The organism is Amycolatopsis sp. NPDC034160 (assembly GCF_055575355.1).
Map to the genome: position 1 here is coordinate 1 of NZ_JBVISU010000018.1, position 18,810 is coordinate 18,810.

Annotated in this window: 17 protein-coding genes and 1 pseudogene; 9 read left to right on the forward strand and 9 right to left on the reverse strand. The window is 67.1% G+C overall.

From position 1 onward, the window contains the following. A pseudogene (locus ACZ54P_RS29525) lies at nt 1-180 on the forward strand (C4-dicarboxylate transporter DctA); the annotation flags it as partial. A gap of 80 nt (nt 181-260) precedes the next feature. Next, on the forward strand, nt 261-842 hold the full coding sequence (locus ACZ54P_RS29530; protein ID WP_465464851.1) for a DUF6000 family protein: 582 nt from the start codon (nt 261-263) through the stop codon (nt 840-842). On the opposite strand, the gene ACZ54P_RS29535 is transcribed toward ACZ54P_RS29530, so the two are convergent. Beyond that, on the reverse strand, nt 832-1,233 hold the full coding sequence (locus ACZ54P_RS29535; RefSeq protein ID WP_465464852.1) for a winged helix-turn-helix transcriptional regulator: 402 nt from the start codon (nt 1,231-1,233) through the stop codon (nt 832-834). The two genes, ACZ54P_RS29530 and ACZ54P_RS29535, sit on opposite strands and share 11 nt — an antisense overlap. A gap of 104 nt (nt 1,234-1,337) precedes the next feature. Between ACZ54P_RS29535 and ACZ54P_RS29540 the strand changes: the two genes are divergently transcribed. Then, nucleotides 1,338-2,747 carry an MFS transporter gene (locus ACZ54P_RS29540; RefSeq protein ID WP_465464853.1) on the forward strand — a complete coding sequence of 470 codons (1,410 nt, stop codon included), beginning with the start codon at nt 1,338-1,340 and terminating at the stop codon, nt 2,745-2,747. On the opposite strand, the gene ACZ54P_RS29545 is transcribed toward ACZ54P_RS29540, so the two are convergent. Genes ACZ54P_RS29545 through ACZ54P_RS29560 form a run of 4 tightly spaced genes read right to left on the reverse strand, consistent with a single transcriptional unit; the run spans nt 2,726 to nt 5,175 of the window. Then, nucleotides 2,726-3,436, reverse strand: coding sequence for a carbon-nitrogen hydrolase family protein (locus tag ACZ54P_RS29545; RefSeq protein ID WP_465464854.1), 711 nt, complete (start codon nt 3,434-3,436; stop codon nt 2,726-2,728). The genes ACZ54P_RS29540 and ACZ54P_RS29545 overlap by 22 nt on opposite strands. A gap of 10 nt (nt 3,437-3,446) precedes the next feature. After that, entirely contained in the window at nt 3,447-3,920 is a 474-nt protein-coding gene (locus tag ACZ54P_RS29550; RefSeq protein WP_465464855.1) for an SRPBCC family protein, read from the reverse strand. Continuing rightward, complete coding sequence (locus ACZ54P_RS29555; protein WP_465464856.1) at nt 3,917-4,627, reverse strand: anti-sigma factor family protein; 711 nt, start codon at nt 4,625-4,627, stop codon at nt 3,917-3,919. The genes ACZ54P_RS29550 and ACZ54P_RS29555 overlap by 4 nt, the downstream gene beginning before the upstream one ends. Further along, entirely contained in the window at nt 4,624-5,175 is a 552-nt protein-coding gene (locus ACZ54P_RS29560) for a sigma-70 family RNA polymerase sigma factor (protein WP_465464999.1), read from the reverse strand. The genes ACZ54P_RS29555 and ACZ54P_RS29560 overlap by 4 nt, the downstream gene beginning before the upstream one ends. A gap of 259 nt (nt 5,176-5,434) precedes the next feature. Here ACZ54P_RS29560 and ACZ54P_RS29565 point away from each other — a divergent pair, with 259 nt between their 5' ends. Continuing rightward, entirely contained in the window at nt 5,435-6,079 is a 645-nt protein-coding gene (locus tag ACZ54P_RS29565) for a fibronectin type III domain-containing protein (RefSeq protein WP_465464857.1), read from the forward strand. A gap of 25 nt (nt 6,080-6,104) precedes the next feature. Here ACZ54P_RS29565 and uvrA read toward each other — a convergent pair whose 3' ends face one another. Together uvrA and ACZ54P_RS29575 are read right to left on the reverse strand one after the other, a co-directional pair. Next, nucleotides 6,105-8,960 carry an excinuclease ABC subunit UvrA gene (uvrA, locus tag ACZ54P_RS29570; protein ID WP_465464858.1) on the reverse strand — a complete coding sequence of 952 codons (2,856 nt, stop codon included), beginning with the start codon at nt 8,958-8,960 and terminating at the stop codon, nt 6,105-6,107. Between the two features lie 77 nt (nt 8,961-9,037). Then, entirely contained in the window at nt 9,038-10,273 is a 1,236-nt protein-coding gene (locus ACZ54P_RS29575) for an acyltransferase family protein (protein WP_465464859.1), read from the reverse strand. A gap of 108 nt (nt 10,274-10,381) precedes the next feature. On the opposite strand from ACZ54P_RS29575, the gene ACZ54P_RS29580 reads away from it, so the two are divergent. Then, nucleotides 10,382-11,059, forward strand: coding sequence for an MBL fold metallo-hydrolase (locus ACZ54P_RS29580; RefSeq protein WP_465464860.1), 678 nt, complete (start codon nt 10,382-10,384; stop codon nt 11,057-11,059). A gap of 472 nt (nt 11,060-11,531) precedes the next feature. Here ACZ54P_RS29580 and ACZ54P_RS29585 read toward each other — a convergent pair whose 3' ends face one another. Both ACZ54P_RS29585 and ACZ54P_RS29590 read right to left on the reverse strand, forming a co-directional pair. Continuing rightward, entirely contained in the window at nt 11,532-11,918 is a 387-nt protein-coding gene (locus ACZ54P_RS29585; RefSeq protein WP_465464861.1) for a DUF4365 domain-containing protein, read from the reverse strand. 256 nt (nt 11,919-12,174) lie between these two features. Further along, nucleotides 12,175-13,323 (reverse strand): hypothetical protein, encoded by a 1,149-nt coding sequence (locus ACZ54P_RS29590; protein ID WP_465464862.1) that lies wholly within the window; start codon nt 13,321-13,323, stop codon nt 12,175-12,177. 117 nt (nt 13,324-13,440) lie between these two features. On the opposite strand from ACZ54P_RS29590, the gene ACZ54P_RS29595 reads away from it, so the two are divergent. From ACZ54P_RS29595 to ACZ54P_RS29610, 4 genes are all read left to right on the forward strand, one after another. After that, nucleotides 13,441-13,764 (forward strand): hypothetical protein, encoded by a 324-nt coding sequence (locus tag ACZ54P_RS29595; RefSeq protein ID WP_465464863.1) that lies wholly within the window; start codon nt 13,441-13,443, stop codon nt 13,762-13,764. Nucleotides 13,765-14,292: 528 nt separating this feature from the next. Then, complete coding sequence (locus tag ACZ54P_RS29600) at nt 14,293-15,018, forward strand: HEAT repeat domain-containing protein (RefSeq protein ID WP_465464864.1); 726 nt, start codon at nt 14,293-14,295, stop codon at nt 15,016-15,018. A gap of 36 nt (nt 15,019-15,054) precedes the next feature. Then, the gene (locus ACZ54P_RS29605) at nt 15,055-15,741 is read left to right on the forward strand and encodes a hypothetical protein (protein WP_465464865.1); all 687 of its coding nucleotides are present in this window, start codon (nt 15,055-15,057) and stop codon (nt 15,739-15,741) included. A 155-nt stretch (nt 15,742-15,896) separates the two neighbouring features. Further along, on the forward strand, nt 15,897-18,803 hold the full coding sequence (locus tag ACZ54P_RS29610) for an alpha-L-fucosidase (protein WP_465464866.1): 2,907 nt from the start codon (nt 15,897-15,899) through the stop codon (nt 18,801-18,803). The last annotated feature ends 7 nt before the right edge of the window (nt 18,804-18,810 follow it).

An 18,810-nucleotide genomic window follows, 5' to 3' on the forward strand; every position in this document is an offset into this window, starting at 1 on the left:
GGCAACGCCGTCGCCACCGTCCTGGTCGGCACCTGGACCAAGGAATTCGACCGCGAACGCGCCAACCGGGTCTTCACCGGACAGGCCCCGTTCGACGAAGCCACCCTGCTCGACGAGCACGACTCGTCCCCCCACGAGGATCGTGACGACGAGCGGGAGAAGGCCGTGGCGCGCGTGTAGCGCCCGGTGAAGATAAAACCGCGGTGCGAGGGTCCCCCGTCCTCGCACCGCGGTTTTTCGTTTCTGGAAAACTGAAGGACATGCCGGACGCCATCGACCGCTACGCGCGTGAGCGGTACTCGAAGCTGTTGCACGGCAACTTCGCCTCGATGATGAGCGCCTCGGGACGCGAGGTCTTCCTGCGCGAACTGGCCGAAGACGCGCGGCGGGTCACCGACGACGAACTCGAGGCACTGTTCGAAGCGGACTGGCGGCCACGGCTCACCGCGGCCTGGCTGGTCGGCGTCGATCGCCGGGCCGAATGGCGCGACCGCATCAGGGAACCGTTCCTGGGAAGCGACTTCGTCTTCGCCGGGCAAGGATATTGTTTCGCGCTGGCCCGGTTCGGCACGTTCGCCGACGCCGAGATCCTCGTGTCCTATCTGGACCATTACCTCGCCCGGCCGGAACTGCGCTACGACCAGGAATGGGCGCTCGCGGCACTGCACCACATCGACGCGGACCTCAGGACGGCGTACACCTCACGCTATCTGCGGCCCGGCGGGTTGTGGGAAAGCTGGTCCGCGGCGAACAGCACGGATCTGCCGTTCCACAAGATGTGGTTCGACCTGCTCTGCTCCCATGTCCAGCGTGCCGTGCACGCGGCAGGCGTCAGGCGCTGACCTTCTCGTCGTACACGACACGGGACTCGGCGATCGAATCCCGGTGCCGTTCCGCCCAGTGCAGCAAGCCACTCAGCGACGCGTAGAGCTCTTTGGCCATCGCGGTCGCCTCGTACTCCACCTTCGGCGGCACCGTCGGGTACACGGTGCGGACGAGCAGTCCGTCGCGTTCGAGGTTCCGCAACGTCAGGGTGAGCATCCGCCTGCTGATCCCCTCCACCGACCGCTCCAGTTCGGTGAACCGGACGGGACCGCGCGTGGCCTCCAGCAGGATGCCGATCGCCCACTTCCCGCTGATCCGGTTGAGCACCTCGAGCACGGTGCACACCTCGAGTTTTTCCGGGTCGACGACCCTGGCCTGCGCGGTCACATCGGTGTTCCCCTGGGACATGAAAGTGCCTCCTTCCGGCAGGGAAGAGAGTCACACAAGATGGGCGCTGTTACAAGTGATGCACCAAGGCGTCACCTGGGGAACTCTTCCGAATGGGACTCTTCATGCCACAGCGCGCTCTCGCTCTCGCCGTTCTTTGCGCCGTCTCGTTGATGGTCGTCCTCGACGGCTCGATCGTCGCCGTCGCGCTTCCCGCGATCCAGAACGACCTCGGCTTCACCTCGTCCTCGCTCGCTTGGGTGGTCAACGCCTACTTGATCGCCTTCGCCGGGCTTCTGCTGCTGTCCGGCAGACTGGGCGACCTGCTCGGCCGGAAACGGGTCTTCCTGGCCGGACTCGGCGTGTTCACCTTCGCTTCGCTGCTCTGCGGAATCGCACAAGACCAGACCCAGCTCATCGTGTTCCGCTTCCTGCAGGGCGCGGGCGGCGCACTCGCTTCGGCCGTCGTGCTCGGCATGATCACCACGCTCTACCCGGAGCCGCGGGCGCGGGCGAAAGCCATCGGCGTCTACAGCTTCACCCAGGCCGCGGGATCGTCGATCGGGCTCATCGCGGGCGGCACGCTCACCCAGCTGCTGGACTGGCACTGGACCTTCTTCGTCAACCTGCCGATCGGCGTGGTCGCGCTCCTGCTGGCCGTCCGGCTGCTCGAGACCGACCGCGGTGCGGGGCCGCGCGGCGGCACCGACGTCACCGGCGCCGGCCTGGTCACCGGCGGGCTGATGCTGCTGATCTACACGATCGTCAAGGCCGAGGAGTACACCTGGGCGGATGCCCGCACCCTCGGCCTGCTCGCCGTGTCGCTGCTGCTGCTCGCCGGGTTCGTGCTCCGGCAGGCGAAGGCGCGCGAACCGTTGCTGCCGCTGCGGATCTTCCGCGTCCGGGCGGTGTCCGGGGCGAACACGGTGATGGTCCTGATGGTCGCCGGTTTGTTCGGCTTCCAGTTCATCACCGCGCTCTACCTCCAACGGGTCCTCCAGCTCGACGCGCTGAGCACCGGATTCGCCTTCCTGCCCGCCCCGGTCTCGATCGCGGTGATGTCGCTGGTCTTCGCCGAGAAGCTGAACCACCGCTTCGGGGCGCGGACAGTGCTCGTCACCGGACTATCGCTGGTCGCGCTGGCGCTCGGTTTCCTCGCCACGGTCGAGGCGGACGGGAACTACACGACCGGCGTCCTCCCCTCGCTCGTTTTGATGGGCATCGGCTTCGGCGCGGCGATGCCCGCGCTGATGGGACAGGCGATGTCCGGGACCGCGCCCGCCGACGCCGGGATCGCTTCGGGACTGGTCAACACCACCCAGCAGATCGGCGCCGCGATCGGTACCGCGGTGCTCGCGACGGCCGCCGCGTCCCGGACGGGAACACTGCTGGCAGAAGGCGCGACCATGCCCGAAGCGCTGACCAGCGGCTACCGGACCGCGTACGCGCTGAGCGCCGGGTTGCTCGCTCTCGCCGTCTTCGTCGCGGCAGTGGTCCTGCGTGGTCGGAAGGTTCAGGAAGTGATCGTCGCGTAGGCCCATTCGGAGACTTCGCCGCCGAGACGTACCTCGGCGGCGCCTCCGGGTTTCCAGACCCCGCTGCCGCCGGACGCGGCCATCCCGCCGGTCTTGCCGGAATACTGGGAAAGCACCACCCACATCCCGTGGCCGGCCGCCACGCCGACCTGGTGGAGCAGCCGGTCTTCCTGACCCTCACTGAAAAGCGCGCTCAGGACATAGACCTCGGCTCCGGCTTCGGCGAGTTCCCTGGGGTGCTCCGGATTGGCGGCGTCGAGGCAGATCGCGAGTCCGAGCCGCCTGCCGCCGGCCTCGATGATCACCTGGCGCTCACCGGCGTCGAACAGCTCTTCTTCGCTGTTGTGCAGATTGCGTTTCGCATACGTGGCAACGGTTTCCCCGTCCGGTCCAAGGACGAGCGAACCGATGTACCGCCGGTCGTCCTCCAGGAGCGGGAGCCCGATGACGGCGTGCACCCCACTGGCCCGGCACGCTTGCCGGAGCGCTTCGAGGCGCGGATCGTCCCGCGTCAGCCAGAGTCCCTCTTCCGCGGCGAGCGCCTCGAATTCCAGTCCGGTCAGAGAAAGTTCAGGGAAGACACAGAAATCGGCGTCCGCGTGACGCAGCAGCCGCGTGTGCTCGGCGATATTGGCGGAGAGGTCGGCGGGGACGGTGAACGGCTGCACGGTGGCGACACGCAACGTCATGCGCGGAACCCTAACCCGCGGGCGCGAGCAGGTACCCCCGCAATCCGTGTTGCCCGCGTCGCATCATCAGCGCGTGATTGATCCGGAACACCGGCCTGGCGACGCGGTCGAGCTTGCGCAGCAAAGGTTTCCTGGCCTCGACCTCCTGCGTGATCTCCAGCCGGGTGCCGCTTTCCTCCGGGATCAGCGCGCCGGCGAGTGTTCCTTCCAGGTCGCCGCTGAGCAGCACCCGCACCCGGCCCTCGCGCTCGTCCTGCCGGTCGCGGTGCATCCGCACTGTCAGCGCGTACGGCAGTCTCGACCGGCAGACGAGTTCAGCGGTGTCTTCGTCGACTTGGCTGACCGAACGGACGTCACGCCACCACAACGGGTACGCGGCGAGGTCGACGACGGCGTCGAAAACCGCCTTCGGTGACGCGGGAAGCACCCACGTGTCACGGAAGCGGTACCGACCGCTTCCGTGACGCGCGTGCGAGCCCGTCATACCCGCGCCGACACCAGATTCCGGCCGTCCAAGGTCACGACGTCGACCGAGGCCACGTCGTCGGGGGCGACCAAGGCCGAGCCGTCGATCCCCGTGCCCTCCCGTTCGCCCTTCGCCGAGACCAGCCAGCTGCCCGCGTTGACCCGTTCACCGCTCTTGGTCACCACGACGAGCTGGCACTTCTCGCCCTCACGGACACCTTCGGCCTTCGCGTGAAGCCGGACCCAGCCCGCCGCCGGGATGACCCGGACCGCCAGCTGCGCACCCGTGCTCCGGTCGGTGGCCGCGAGATCGCGGGTGCCCGGTACCGGGGCGGTCGCCGTCGGCACCGGCAAGGCCACCGTCGAAGGTTCCGGCGACGTCTGCCGCCCGACCAGCACACCCGCGCCCAGCGCGACGACGACCAGCACGGCCGCGCCCGCCACGGCGAGGAACCGGCGCGGCTTTCGCCCCTGGGCGTCCTCTTCTTCGCGGACCTGACGCAACGTGCGCTGCAGGAGCAGGTCGCCGCCATCGGGAGGTCCTTCGAGGAACGCCTCCGGCGGCACCTCGTCGAGGTGATACCGCAGCTCCGCGAGCTCGCGCACCTCACGACGGCACGCGGGGCAGTTCGCCAGATGCGTCTCGAACGTGGCCGCTTCCACCGGCGTCAGCCCACCGAGGACGTAGGCGGCGAGCTGGCCCTGGTCGTGTCCCACCGCACTCATCGCGCTACCTCCTTCCCGGTTCCCGACATCGCGGCTCTGAGCGCCCGTAACGCGTAATAAGATCTCGACTTAACGGTACCCGGGGCGACGCCCAAGGACCTCGCCGCTTCGGCCACCGTCCGGCCCCGGTAGTAGATCTCCACCAGAACCTCACGATGTTCCGGGGACAGGCCGTCCATCGCCCCGAGCACGGCCATCGAGTCCACGACGCTCTGCGCGTGGTCCCGCGAGACCGCCGGGGTCGGCGCGCCTTCCTCGGGCTCCGGCACCTCCGGCGGCCGCGCCGCCCTGGCCCGCGCGCGGTCGGTGATGATGTTGCGGGCGACCGTGAGCAGCCAGCCCCGCACCGAACCCTTCGCGTCGTTCTGCAGGTCTTCGGCGTGTTTCCAGGCCCGGACCAAAGTCTCCTGTACGACGTCCTCCGCGGCCGCGCGGTCCCCGGTCAGCCGCGTCGCGTACGCCAGCAGGCTTCTCCCGTGTTCGGCGTACAAGTGCCGGACCAGGTCCTCGCCCTTGGCCTTTTTCGGCCGCCAGCCACCGATCGCCACTCGTGTCCTCCCGACGGTCTTCTGGGTCGGCGAGGACAGTACTGCAACCCGCACGGGCAAGGTGGATCGTTCGGCGCGCGCCGCGATCGAACCGTGCATCGGCACCGGCCTCTCCTCGCATCTCCATGGCCGCCTCCTCTTGCCTCCCACACGGACGGTGCGGGGATCCGGTTCAACCGGGTCTTGTCGATCACCGGGCGCGCTCGTATGCTGACGCCTCCGGACTCCGCCGCCGCCTGATCCCCGGGAGGGTCGAGGCGTGCCAAGGAAACTCGCGGCCGTTCTGCCGGTGATACTCTTCGCGTCGCTCGTGGCTTGTGGCGAAGAACCCGGTTTCACCGCGACACTGACGGATCCGGTGAACGTCGAGCTGAGCTGGCCGGACGACGATCCGAACGCCGCGGGCCGGATCGTCGAGTACACCACCGATCCGCGCGGGGACTACACGATCCTGCGGTTCTTGCCGCCGCGGCAGACGTCCTACCGGCATCCGGATTTGATGCCGGAAACGCGGTTCTACTACCGGATCCGGCCGTTCTACGGCGCCGTGTCCGATGCGGTCACCGTTCCCGGATCAGCTGACTCCGACACGGCCGGGCCGCCGGTCTCGCTGCGCACGGGCGGCCAGGAGGCCGCTCCCGCGGCGTTCCGGGCGGAGCCCGCCGCGGAGGAGATGGTGCGGTTCAGCTGGGCGGACCGATCCAATGACGAGGACGGATTCCTCGTGGAGATCAAGAAACCGGGTGCCGCCGACTTCGTGCCCGTCGAGATGTCGGATCCGGGGACGACGTCGGCCGGGCTCGCCTCGATGCCGGGCGAGGAGGGTTCTTCGTACCGGCTGCGCGCCTTCTACTACGGGGCCGCTTCGCCGGTGTTGGACCTCGTGAGTGGTAATGACGGTTAGAACCGTCATTACCACTCACGAGACCTCAGGCGAGAACGGTCTTCAAGAACTCGCCGGTGTAGCTCTCGGGAACCGAAGCGACGTACTCCGGGGTGCCCTCGGCGATCACGGTGCCACCACCAGAACCACCCTCGGGGCCCATGTCGATGATCCAGTCCGAGGTCTTGATCACGTCGAGGTTGTGCTCGATGACGATCACCGTGTTGCCCTTGTCCACCAGCCCGTTGATCACGCCGATCAGCTTGCTGATGTCCTCGAAGTGCAGACCGGTGGTCGGCTCGTCGAGGATGTAGACCGTCTTGCCGGTGGACCGCTTCTGCAGTTCGCTGGCGAGCTTGACGCGCTGAGCCTCGCCACCGGACAGGGTCGGCGCGGGCTGCCCGAGCCGGACGTAGCCGAGGCCGACGTCGACGAGGGTGGCCAGGTGCCGGTGGATCGCCTTGATCGGCTCGAAGAACTCGGCCGCCTCCTCGATCGGCATGTTCAGCACGTCGGCGACGGTCTTGCCCTTGTAGTGGACCTCCAGGGTCTCCCGGTTGTACCGGTCGCCCTTGCACACCTCGCAGGGGACGTAGACGTCCGGCAGGAAGTTCATCTCGATCTTGATCGTGCCGTCACCGGCGCACGCCTCGCACCGGCCGCCCTTGACGTTGAAGGAGAACCGGCCCTGCTGGTAGCCGCGCACCTTCGCCTCGGTCGTCGCGGCGAACAGCTTGCGCACGTGGTCCCAGACGCCGGTGTAGGTCGCCGGGTTGGACCGCGGGGTGCGGCCGATCGGCGACTGGTCGACGCGGACCAGCTTGTCGACGCCGGCGAGGCCGTTGACGCGCGTGTGCCTGCCCGGCACCTGACGCGCGCCGTTGAGCTTGTTCGCCAGCACGGTCGCGAGGATGTCGTTGACCAGCGTGGACTTCCCCGAACCCGAAACGCCGGTGACCGACACCAGGCACCCGAGCGGGAACGACACGTCGAGACCGCGCAGGTTGTGCTCACGCGCGCCGACGACGGTCAGCTGCCGCTTCTTGTCGACCGGGCGCCGGATCGCCGGGACCTCGATCTTGCGACGGCCCGACAGGTACGCGCCGGTGATCGAGTCCTTGTTCCGCAGGATCTTCTTGTACGGTCCACTGTGGACGATGTGGCCACCGTGCTCGCCCGCGCCGGGGCCGATGTCGACCACCCAGTCGCTGGAGCGGATGGTGTCCTCGTCGTGTTCGACGACGATCAGCGTGTTGCCGAGGTCGCGCAGCCGGACCAAGGTCTCGATCAGCCGGTGGTTGTCCCGCTGGTGCAACCCGATCGACGGCTCGTCCAGCACGTACAGCACGCCGACCAGACCGGAGCCGATCTGTGTGGCGAGCCGGATGCGCTGGGCCTCGCCGCCGGACAGCGTGCCGGAGGCGCGGTCGAGCGAGAGGTAGTTGAGCCCGACGTCGAGCAGGAAGCGCAGCCGCGCCTGGATCTCCTTCAGGACCGCACCGGCGATCACGGTCTCCCGCTTGCCGAGTTCCAGCTCGTCCAGGAACTGCGACGCCTCCGCGATCGAGAGCGCGCAGACCTCGGCGATCGACCGCTCGCCCTGGGTCTTGTGCTCCAAGGTGACGGCGAGGATCTCCGGCTTGAGCCGCGTGCCCTGACAGCCCGGGCACGGAACCTCGCGCATGTAGCCCTCGTACCGCTCGCGCATGTACTCGGACTCCGTCTGCTCCTGGCGCCGCTCGAGGAACGGGATGACGCCCTCGAAGGCCGCGTAGTACGAACGCTGGCGGCCGTAGCGGTTCTTGTAGCGGACGTGGACCTGCTCGTCGACGCCGTGCAGGACGGCCTTCTGGACCTTCGCCGGCAGCTTGCGCCACGGGGTGTCCATCCGGAAGCCGATGGTCTCCGAAAGCGACTCGAGCAGCCGGATGAAGTAGTCCGCGCTCTGGCCGCCCGCCCACGGCGCGATGGCGCCCTCACCGAGGGACAACTCGTCGTCGGGGACCACCAGTTCCGGGTCGACCTCCTTGCGGACGCCGATACCGGTGCATTCGGGGCAGGCGCCGTAGGGCGCGTTGAAGGAGAACGACCGCGGCTCGAGGTCCTCGATCGCCAGCGGGTGGCCGTTGGGGCAGGCGAGGTTCTCGGAGAAGCCGCGCACGCGATGCGGGTCGTTCTCCGGCAGGTCGACGAATTCCAGCTCGATCAGGCCGTCGGCGAGCCGGAGCGCCGTCTCGACCGAGTCGGTGAGCCGCTGCCGCGAACTCGTCTTCACCGAGAGCCTGTCGATGATGACGGCGATCTGGTGCTTTTCCTGCTTCTTCAGCTTCGGCGGGTCGGTGAGCGGGTGAACCGTCCCGTCGACCACCACGCGCGCGTAGCCCTGCTGCTGCAGGTTCTCGAAGAGGTCGAGGTACTCCCCCTTGCGCCCGCGCACGACCGGCGCGAGCACCTGGAAGCGGGTGCCCTCCTCCATGGCGAGCACCTGGTCGACGATCTGCTGCGGGGTCTGCTTGCTGATCGCCTCCCCGCACTTCGGGCAGTGCGCCTTGCCCGCGCGGGCGTAGAGCAGGCGCAGGTAGTCGTAGACCTCGGTGATGGTGCCGACGGTCGAACGCGGGTTGCGCGAGGTGGATTTCTGGTCGATCGACACCGCGGGCGACAGGCCCTCGATGAAGTCGACGTCCGGCTTGTCCATCTGGCCGAGGAACTGGCGCGCGTACGCCGACAGCGACTCGACGTAGCGTCGCTGCCCCTCGGCGAAGATGGTGTCGAAGGCGAGGCTCGACTTTCCAGACCCGGACAGGCCGGTGAACACGATCAGGCTGTCGCGGGGCAGGTCGAGATCCACGCCGCGGAGGTTGTGCTCGCGGGCGCCGCGAACAACGAGGCGATCAGCCACGCCAGGGTCCCTTCAGGTTTCATTCTCAGCTGCGGTCGCCGGCCCGGTCGATAGCTGCACGGGCGGCCGCCTCCATGCTACGAGGCACCACCGACAGAAACCGGTTCCGAGTCCTTGACCTGCGGTTTTCCGGGCTTTTCGCGTCGATCTCGGCGAGCGGTGAGCCACCGGTGGACCGGCCGCTCCACGCCCGCGGTGACCGCCCAGCCCGCCAGCACGGCGGCGGCCAGCACGATGGGGAGACGCAACCAGCCGGGGACACCGACGTTCAGCAGGGCACGGGCCAGGATGTAACCCAGTTCCTGGTGCACCAGATAAAGACCATACGAGATGCCCGCGAGCCAGGTGACAGCCGGGGCGATCCGGGCGAGACCGGGGAACCGCCAGTCCGGCCCCCGAGCCGCGAAGCAGACGGCTGTCAGCATGATCGCGAAGCCGATCAGCGAAGGCCAGCGCTCGGGATCGTTGGGCAGAGCCTGGTGGAACGGGAAGACCTGCAGGTCCTGCGCGGCGCAGGCGGCGAGCAGGAAGAGCGCGAGATGCCAGTGCGCCAGCCGCCGTTTCGCCCACAGCCAGATGGCGATCCCGATGGCGAAGACGTGCACACGGTGCAGGCCCAGGCCGTAGAAGAACGTTTCGACGAGCTTCGGCGTGGAAACCGGGTCGAACACGACGAACCGGAGGAACAGCGGGACCAGGATCAGCGCCCAGAGCAGCCCGACGGTGAGCCGGTGGGTGCGCCAGCGGCGTGGCCACAGCAGGGCGGCGGCGGTGAACGCGATGAGCTGGACCGGCAGCGTCCAGTAAGCGCCGTCGAGATAGTAGAAGAGCTCGTAGCGCCAGCCCCACTCCTGGACCATCCCCAGGTTGGCCAGCAGATCGGAGCCGGTGGGGATGTACCACGGCGACGGATCGGTCGGCGGGCCCTCCGGGGTGCCGAACAGGAACCCGGACAGGCCGGGCGGGAACGACAGTCCGCTGAACCGGATCGTCGCGTACCGGGCTACGACGTAGGTGACGGCGACGGCGACCAGGTAGGCGGGCACCAGCCGCGCGACCCGGCTCCACAGCCACCGCCGAGGTTCACCCTTTCGAAGGCTCGCGCACACGAAAAAGGCGGAGATCACCAGAAGGATGGCCGCACCGAACTGCGCGGTAACCCGGAAGGGGTACCCCACCAGTTCGGGATGCAGAAGCGCGCCCTGGTGGGTCACGTGCCCGAGCATGACCGCGAAGACTGCGACCACGCGAAGCAGGTCCCAACTGATCCGGCGCGGAGTACGCGATCCGGTCGGCGGCGAAGGGTCGGGCACGGGTGTCCTGATGGTTCGGCTGGCGGGGCGACGCGAGCCTACGGCCCACACCTGTGCGTCGCCTGTGCGGGTGGAACCGATTGCAGGCGAACGACTACCGTGTGCGCTGTGAACATCGTCGAGACCTACACCGGGCATGTCGAGCCCGGCGGTGACGCCGCCCGTCGCACCCTGGACGCGCTCACCATCACGAAGCTGTCGGTCGGTCCGATGGACAACAACGCGTATCTGCTCGTCTGCCGCGCCGAGAACGAGGCGCTGCTGATCGACGCCGCGAACGACCCGGAACGGATCTCCGACCTCATCGGCCACGGCCCCGACCGGCCCGCACTGAAGACCGTCGTGACCACCCACCAGCACCAGGACCACTGGCAGGCCCTCGGCGCCGTCGCCGGCGCGAACGGCTCGAACACCGCCGCCCACCCGCTGGACGCCGAACCGCTGCCGATCCCGCCGGACTTCCTGGTCGAGCACGGCGATACGGTCAAGGTCGGGCAGGTCACCCTCGAAGTGATCCACCTGCGCGGCCACACCCCCGGCTCGATCGCGCTCCTGTACCGGGACCCGGCCGGGCACCCGCACCTGTTCACCGGCGACTCGCTGTTCCCCGGCGGCGTCGGCAAGACGAACTCGGCCGAGGACTTCAAGTCGCTGGTGGACGACGTCTCGTCGCGCATCTTCGATGAGTTGCCGGACGAGACGTGGTTCTACCCGGGACACGGGGATGACTCGACGCTGGGCGAGCAGCGTCCGCACCTGGCGGAGTGGCGCGAACGCGGCTGGTGAGCTGAAGACGCCGGAACGGGGCTGCCTTCACAGTAGGTGGCCCCGTTTCACTGCAGGCAGCTAAATGGGGGCTGCTGGCCGCGATATCAGCGCGACTTGGCGGTCAACTTCCGGACGGACAACTCTCCCGGCCAGAGGGCGTCTCCTAGGACCAGCTGATCGAAGCACTCAGACGCCTCCGGGTATGTCCTCGGAGTGCTCCGGATACCAGTCGAGGTCGCTGTGGAGCGGGGCTGCGAATCCCTCACCCCTGCGCTGCCAGAAGCTCAAATCCTCGCCGAACACGTTCACATAGCGCTGCACGGTGTCCGATGGCCCGAACTCGACGCCTGCCAGGTCGCCTAGCTTCGCCTTGATGATGGTTGCCCTGGTAGCGGCTCAGGTAGCGCCCGACCTCGCGACGAAGTCCTCAATGGATTCGTCGTCCAACACCTGACCTGAGTTGATGGCGATCGCCTTAAGCGCCTCCCCGTTACGCCGTGCCGTCAACAGTTGTTTGGTGGCATTGACCCCAGCAAAGGCTGCTGGTGTCCGGGTCGTGCACAACGCAGAGCACCGGGATGTGGCCGTCGGCCCAGGTGCCGCCGTGGTCACCGGTCGGCACGGCGTTCCAGTCGGCCCTGCGCCACGAACGACCACCCTTAACCTGGATCTTGACCAGGTCGCCGGTGACCACCGTTCTCGCCGAAGTCGTTCTGACCGTCCACCTCCTGAATGATATGACTGTGTCGCTCCAGGAGCATCCGCAGCGCGTTGACCGCCGCAAGGCTGGGTTTGCGAGCGTTCGGCACCCTCGGCAATGGTCCCCCGGACCATGGCGCACGGCAGCCGGACAGTAGTCCACGCCTGGTGGGCGCATGTCCGTTAGGGGCGCCGCCAGAGAAATGCCGCCGTCAATCTACCGCGAGCACCTGCTACGCACAGGCATACCCCATCACCTTGAGTCACGATCACTTTCAGTAGTTTCTCCGGGACTCAACACAGCACCAAAACAGGAGGTTCTCGATGACACCGGACGGCGACGACGGCAAGGGCAGCGGCGGCGGTAACACCGGCAACTAACAGCCGGACGCCCGAAGCGAGCCACGTCACCTCTGGACGTGGCTTGGCTTCGATCAGGTTTGCGGCCAGCGGAAAGCGATGCCGTACTCCTCGCGGGGATGACAACGCTGCCCCACAAAGGTGTGCTCGACCACCCCTCTCCGGATCTCGAGCAGGTGCCGATCACCGGCCGGCGGCCGGACCTTGCGCTCGTACTCTGTCTGTTCCGCGTACCACCAGCAGGCTTCGGGGACACAGTCGTCGAAGGTGATGCTGACGCTCAAACCGCCGGTCACCTTGCCGTCGCGATCCACCACGCCCGGCCCGATTCCGTGATGGTCGACATCGACGTTGATCCACTCTCGTTTCTCGTCAAGGTGGTCGTCACAGGCGAGAGAGATGAACTCGTGCCGCTCCCCTTTGCGCAGTCGCTTTGGGAAGCGAAGGTTGACGATCAGCGGGTCCCCCGGTTGCGCTCCGGGTGAAGTCTCGACGTGACAGCCGTATATCGCCTTGACGGGAATCTCCGCCTTGTTTTCGGCCTCTCCAGTCAGCGCCCGCGCCACATAACTGTCGACGCCATCCTCGCAAGCGACGATGTCGCGCACCACCAGCCGTCGATACGCTGTTCTGTGCCGCATTTCCACGGCGACCACCATCCGTTCCACGAACACCGGCTGAGCCCCCTCCGACGGCGCACGATGACCAGAACGCCGCGACGGCGCCTCGCCGCGCTCGGACTCGACCGAGGACCGCCCGATCTCCAGGTAGCGGCACCAGGCTTCGTCTTGCTCCGCGAGTATGTCCAGATTCCGTGCTAGGCAAGGGGCCAGCTTCTCGCTCACCGCACGCCGCCAGGCCTTGTGCATCGGCGTCGTCGTACTGGGCGGCGGATCTCCGAACACCCCTGGCAAGCTCTTCAGCTGACCGAACCGATCATCAAGGGTCGACTTCCACTCCGCGCCCTTTCCCGGCCACAACCGAAACGCGGCGAGCAAAGTGTTGCGGCGCCTCGATTCGCTTGTCGATCCAACCTTGCCGATCTCGTCGAGAATCAATCCCCAGACGGCGAGTGCCCGCACCTCAGCGGTGGCCGTGGCCATGGACGCCGTCGGCCGGACCAGGCAACCGAGCGCGGCGGCCGATTCACTTGCCGGGTCTTCGATCGCGTAACGCAGGTATCTGAGCGGTCGGCCGTCTTTGCGGACCGCGAGCCAGCGCAACGCGCTCTCGACGGCGGCGGCCGCCGCCGCGGAACAGGAACCGTCAACACGTTCCTCCTCGGCCTGGATCGTCACGACGCCCTCCACCCCGATCCGATTCCCGACGATGATCGACAATTGCGCGACAAGGGAGAACAACAGTCGACAACCGGAGAACCCACCCTTGACGACAAGAAACTCCTCCTGACCGTGAAAGATCAGAGCCGGCGAAGCTTGCCGCCGGTCGTCACGCCTTACGGTGTACTAGTACACCACACGCGGAGGGTTCGACAAATGGTCAAACACGCATCAGGTGAAGAACACGAGGGAACCTTGAAGCTGATCAAGACATCCTTGGCCGGCGTGGGCGGCCTCTATTTGATCACCGGCTCCCTCCTTGTGACCGCTCTGGGTACGGCAGCCGCGATCCTCATGATTCATCTGAGCCGACTCCGGCACTAGTCCGACGTTGGCGCCGCGCCCGGCGATTCATGGGGAATCAATTCTTTCGCCGATAAGCAACGAAGAGGGCGCGGACACAAGCGCCTGCCGTGCAAGCGATTCCCACGATGACGAGCATCCGTACCGGCCAGACCGGATGGTGCTCGACCTGACCGCGGGCCCAGCTCCGACGGTATCGCCGACGGCTCGGGCGAGGGCGTCCGACTGGCCGGGACGCGGCCACTGGCGATCACGAAAGCCGATTGTCCATCCATCGGCCTCGGCGTTCGGTCCACGACACCGGTCACCGTGTTCACATTGACCGCCCCGATTCGTCTGGTCAACGACGTCGGAAAATGATCACCTGCGGGAACCCGTGGAGGCTTTCCCTGACTGCCCGGCGTTCGGTGATAAAAAGCCTTTTCGGGTTCCCGCGGTGAAAACCCCGGCACGCCCCAAAGGGCGATTTTTCGGCGAATCAGGTATCTGCGGTCCGGCATCGCGTTCCTTCCTTCCGTCAGCATCAACGCCGCTGCGAAGGAGAACCTCATGCCGACCCCACGCAATCCCGACACCCCATCTTTGGGCCCGGGTGGCGACAACCTCGAAGCGGGCCCGAGCAGTTCGGGTCTCGGAAGCTTCTCGAACAGCGAAATCGGTGAACTGGTCATCCAGGCCGCCGAAACGATGGCCGCGTCCGGTGCGGACGCCGAACGCAATTACCAGCGGAGCCTCGACCGGCTTCGCGAGCGTGCGGACGAAGTCGTCCCGGCGCTCGGCGAGCAGTACGGCGCCCTGTCCGAGGACCAGTACCTGGAACGCTGGGGCCTGGTCCAGCTGCTCACCGATCTACGGCATTCGGCGGCCGTTTCCGTACTCGAAAACGTGCTGCGGCAGCCGATCCCGCCGGAGCGTTCCGACGACCCGGCGCATGGGTTCAGCACCGTCGGCGAAGAGGTCATCATCCGCACCACCGCCGTGGAAGCGTTGGCCCGACTGGCATCCGCCGGGGATCGCGCGGCCAAGGATCTGCTGCTGCGACAGGTGCGGCACGAGGTGTTCACGGTGCGGCGCGCGGCCGTCCAGGCCATCGCCGAGACCGGTGACACCGACCTCACCGCCCAGGTGCGCGAGGCGCTCAGCGGCACCGAGGACGAACGGCTGCTGAACATCCGGCGTGTCGACGTCCGCGGTGTCCCGCAGGCCGTCGGCGGCCGCCACGTGAAGGACACACGGACCGACGACGTGCCGCCGCCGGAGCCCCCGCGCTCCTGAATCGAACGAATTCCTTCTACAGACAGGTGATCTCCGATGGCCACTTGCAGCTACACCGTGCCGGACAAGAACGTGACCGGGGACAATTTCTACGGTGCCTCGATCTGCAATCAGACCTATATCGACTACTTCTGGAACACCTACGGCTTCTCGGGCAACAAGGACTACTGGGACGACGGCTTCGGCTGGGAAGACCCGTGCAATACCGACAAGCCGCTCGCCCGGACGTTCAACGCGTGCTACCTGCTGACCTATTCGGCGGAGGACTACGCGAACGACGCCTATTCCGGGGCGATGTTGAACTGGGCACGCCGCTACGTCCGGGACAACTGTGACGACCTGCGCTCGCTTTGCGGCGACGGCAGTGCCGTCGCCCGGTCCTTCAGCGGCGCGTTCGTCGACGACCGGATCGAGGTGTACCTGGGTTTCTGGTACTCCAAGGACGTGCCCGGCCGTGCCGAGACGTTGATCCACGAGTCCCGGCACCAAGGCGGGAAGCCGCACAACGCGAATTTCCCGGCCGGTTCGGTGTTCGGCGCCGGCAAGAGCGGGGCCGACTCGACGTGGGGCTACGAAGGCGCGTGGATGTACGGCGCGCTCTACCTGTGGTGGTTCTACGCCCAGGGCGCACGCACGACGTCGGCGCTGCGTGAGCGGGCCCGCCAGCGCGGCAACCTCGTGATCGACAACGCTTTCGCGACCCACCCGGGTTTCAATATCTGAAGCCTGACCGACAGGGCCCTCTCGCTTCACCGCGAGAGGGCTTCGTCGCTATACCTCCGATGACTAAGCTAGTGTCCCACTCAACGGGGCTTGACCGCTCAAATATCACCCGCAATCATCGGATCTCTCGGTTACCACGCCCTGGATGAGAGCGGATGGTCATGAGAGTTCGAGCGCAACGCACCGCCTGGCTCGCCGTCGTCCTCGCCCTGCTCGCGGGCTTGCTCACCACGACGACCGCGAGTGCGGAGGTGCACCATCCCCGCCAGAAGTGGCTACGCGAGGCCACCGCGGGCCTTTTCCTGCACTGGGGCATGTTCACCGCACCGCGCCACACCGACTGCGCGGCCTGGGAACGCGCCGTCACCGACGGCGGCTGGAGCGCCGACTACTGGGTGGACGAAGCGCGCAAACTCGGCGCCTCCTACATCGTGCTCGCCACCTTCCACAGCAGGCTGGGATACGCGCGGCCGTGGCCGTCGAAGATCCCCGGAAGCTGCGCGACGCGACGCGACCTGCTCGGCGAACTCGTCAAAGCGGGCAACGCCAAGGGCGTCCGGACGATCCTCTACATGACCGACGATCCGCAGTGGCACAAGGAAACCGGTGTCGAGTCGCTGGATTCCGCGGCGTACTCCGCCTACAAGGGCAAGCAGGTGGACCTGACCACGCGGCCCGGATTCGGCGAGTACAGCTACGACCTCTTCCACGAGGTCATGGACCGCTACGCCGATCTCGCCGGGTTCTGGATCGACAACGACAACGAGTACTGGGAAAAGCACAAGCTCTACGAACAGATCCGCGAGAAACGGCCGTCCTGGTTGCTGAGCAACAACAACGAGGACACGCCGATCATGGACACCGTCAGCAACGAGCAGAAGACCGGCATCACACCGGCCTACGACTACCCGCAGGCCGCGTTCACCCCGATGCCGCGGCTCACCGAAGCCGACTACAAACTGCCGACCAACGGCGGCTGGTGGTACGACGGCACCGATCAGGCCGTCGACTTCCGGCTGTCCACCGGGCGTTACATCACCAACGCCGGTTCTTCGATGAAGTCGCTGATGGCCGAGACACCGATGGTGAACGGGAAGTTCCCGCCGCAGCAGGAGGCGTACAACAACTTCATGGCGAGCTGGGTACCGCCGATCAAGTCCGCGCTTCAGGGCAAAGAGGGCGGCGGGTACATGTACGGCGGGATGCAACCCGGGTTCTGGAACGACGGCGCGCACGGCGTCATCACCGTCGAGCCCGGCGCCGGAACGCAGTACCTCCACGTGGTCACGCGCCCGCGAACCGATCTGCTCCGGCTGCGCGACAACGGTTACCAGGTCACCAAGGTATCCGACCTGCGCTCGGGCAAAGCGCTGCGATTCAGCCAATCCGCCGGCTATCTGACCATTGTGGACATCAAGGACTGGGACACCTACGACACGGTGTTCAAGGTGGAAACGGCCGGGCAGCGGTACTTTTACGACTCGCGTACGATCAAAGCCACCGCGTCGTCCTCACGCGCGGGGCATCCGGCGTCGAACCTCGTCGACGGGAACTTCGAGAACTACTGGGACGCCGACGGCAAGCAGCCGGTCTCGCTGACCTTGGATCTCGGCAAGCGGCGGACGGCGACCTACCTCGCGGTGAACCAGCGTGAAATGTCGCCGACACACGCCCGGGAATCGTTCGGCAGGCCCGAGGATTCGTCCCGGATCAAGAACTACCGCGTCTACCGCAGCGACGACGGCAGGAACTGGGGCGAACCGATCCGCACCGGCGCGATGCCGAGTGCTCGCGGTGTGCACTTCATCGATCTCGGCGAACAGCGGACCCGGTTCGTCAAACTCGAAGTGCTCGACACCTGGGCCGGCCCGCAGGCGAAGCCGTTCTACAAGCAGTTGGCGATCGATGAGATCAAGGTTGCGTACGGCTATCCGAATTCGTTCCCCGGCACACCGGTTCCCTTGGAGGCCGAATCCTTCCGCAACGACCTCGACGGCCGCGCGCACCTCGACCGGTGCGCGTCCTGCTCCGGGTCGTTCCAGGTGACCGGGCTCGGCCGCGGCCCTCGCAACGCGGTCTCCTTTCCGGGGGTGACGGTGGCGGAAGCCGGGACCTACCGGCTCCAGCTCGACACCACGGGCGGACGCGCGACGTCGGTGGCGGTGAGTGTCAACGGCGGCGCGCCCGTGGAGACCACGGTCGACGCCGACACGCCCGGAGTCGTGACCTCGGCGGCGATCCCGGTCGCGCTGAACGCCGGTGCCAACACCGTCAAGGTGTTCAGCGATGCCGACGCGGGCCCGGGGCTGGACCGGATCGCGGTCGCTCCCCTGCCGCCCTCGTCCTACACACCGAAGACGACTCTGACCGTCGAACCCGGTGGCGTCCAATGGCTCTCCCCGGGACGGCAGTCCATGAAGGTGGCCGCGAGACTGCGGCTCGACGCCGATGACACCATCGGCAAGGTCTCCCTGGCGCCGGTCGTCCCGGCGGGCTGGACACTGCGGGGAACCCCGGCGACGGCGGCGTCGATGCGCGTCGGCCAAGAGCTCGAAGCTTCATGGACCTTGGACTCCCCCGAAGGCATCACCGCGACCGACATCCCGGTCACCGCGTCGTTCGACGTGCTCGGGCGGGCGAAAACGGTGAGCAAGCCGGTGCGGGTGAGCCCCCGGCCGGCGGACCGGGTCTTCATGCGGGAGGCCGAAGACTCGGCGAACGACGTCGGCGGCGCGGGCGTCACGAACTGCGGGGTGTGCTCCGGTGGCCAGAAGGTCCGCAACATCGGCGGCGATCCGGACTCGTTCGTGCTGTTCGAGAACGTCACCGCGACCGAGACCAGGCGGTACACCCTCTACCTCGACTTCACCGTCAACGGGCCGCGCTCGTACTTCGTCACGGTGAACGGCGGCACTCCGGTGGAGGTGAAGGTCGACGGCTCGGGGAACAACACCCAGTACACGACCTCGGTGCCGGTCGATCTGCGAGCGGGGGCGAACACGATCAAACTCCACAACGACAACGCGTCGGCCCCGGATCTCGATCGGTTGTCACTGGGGTGAGGTACCG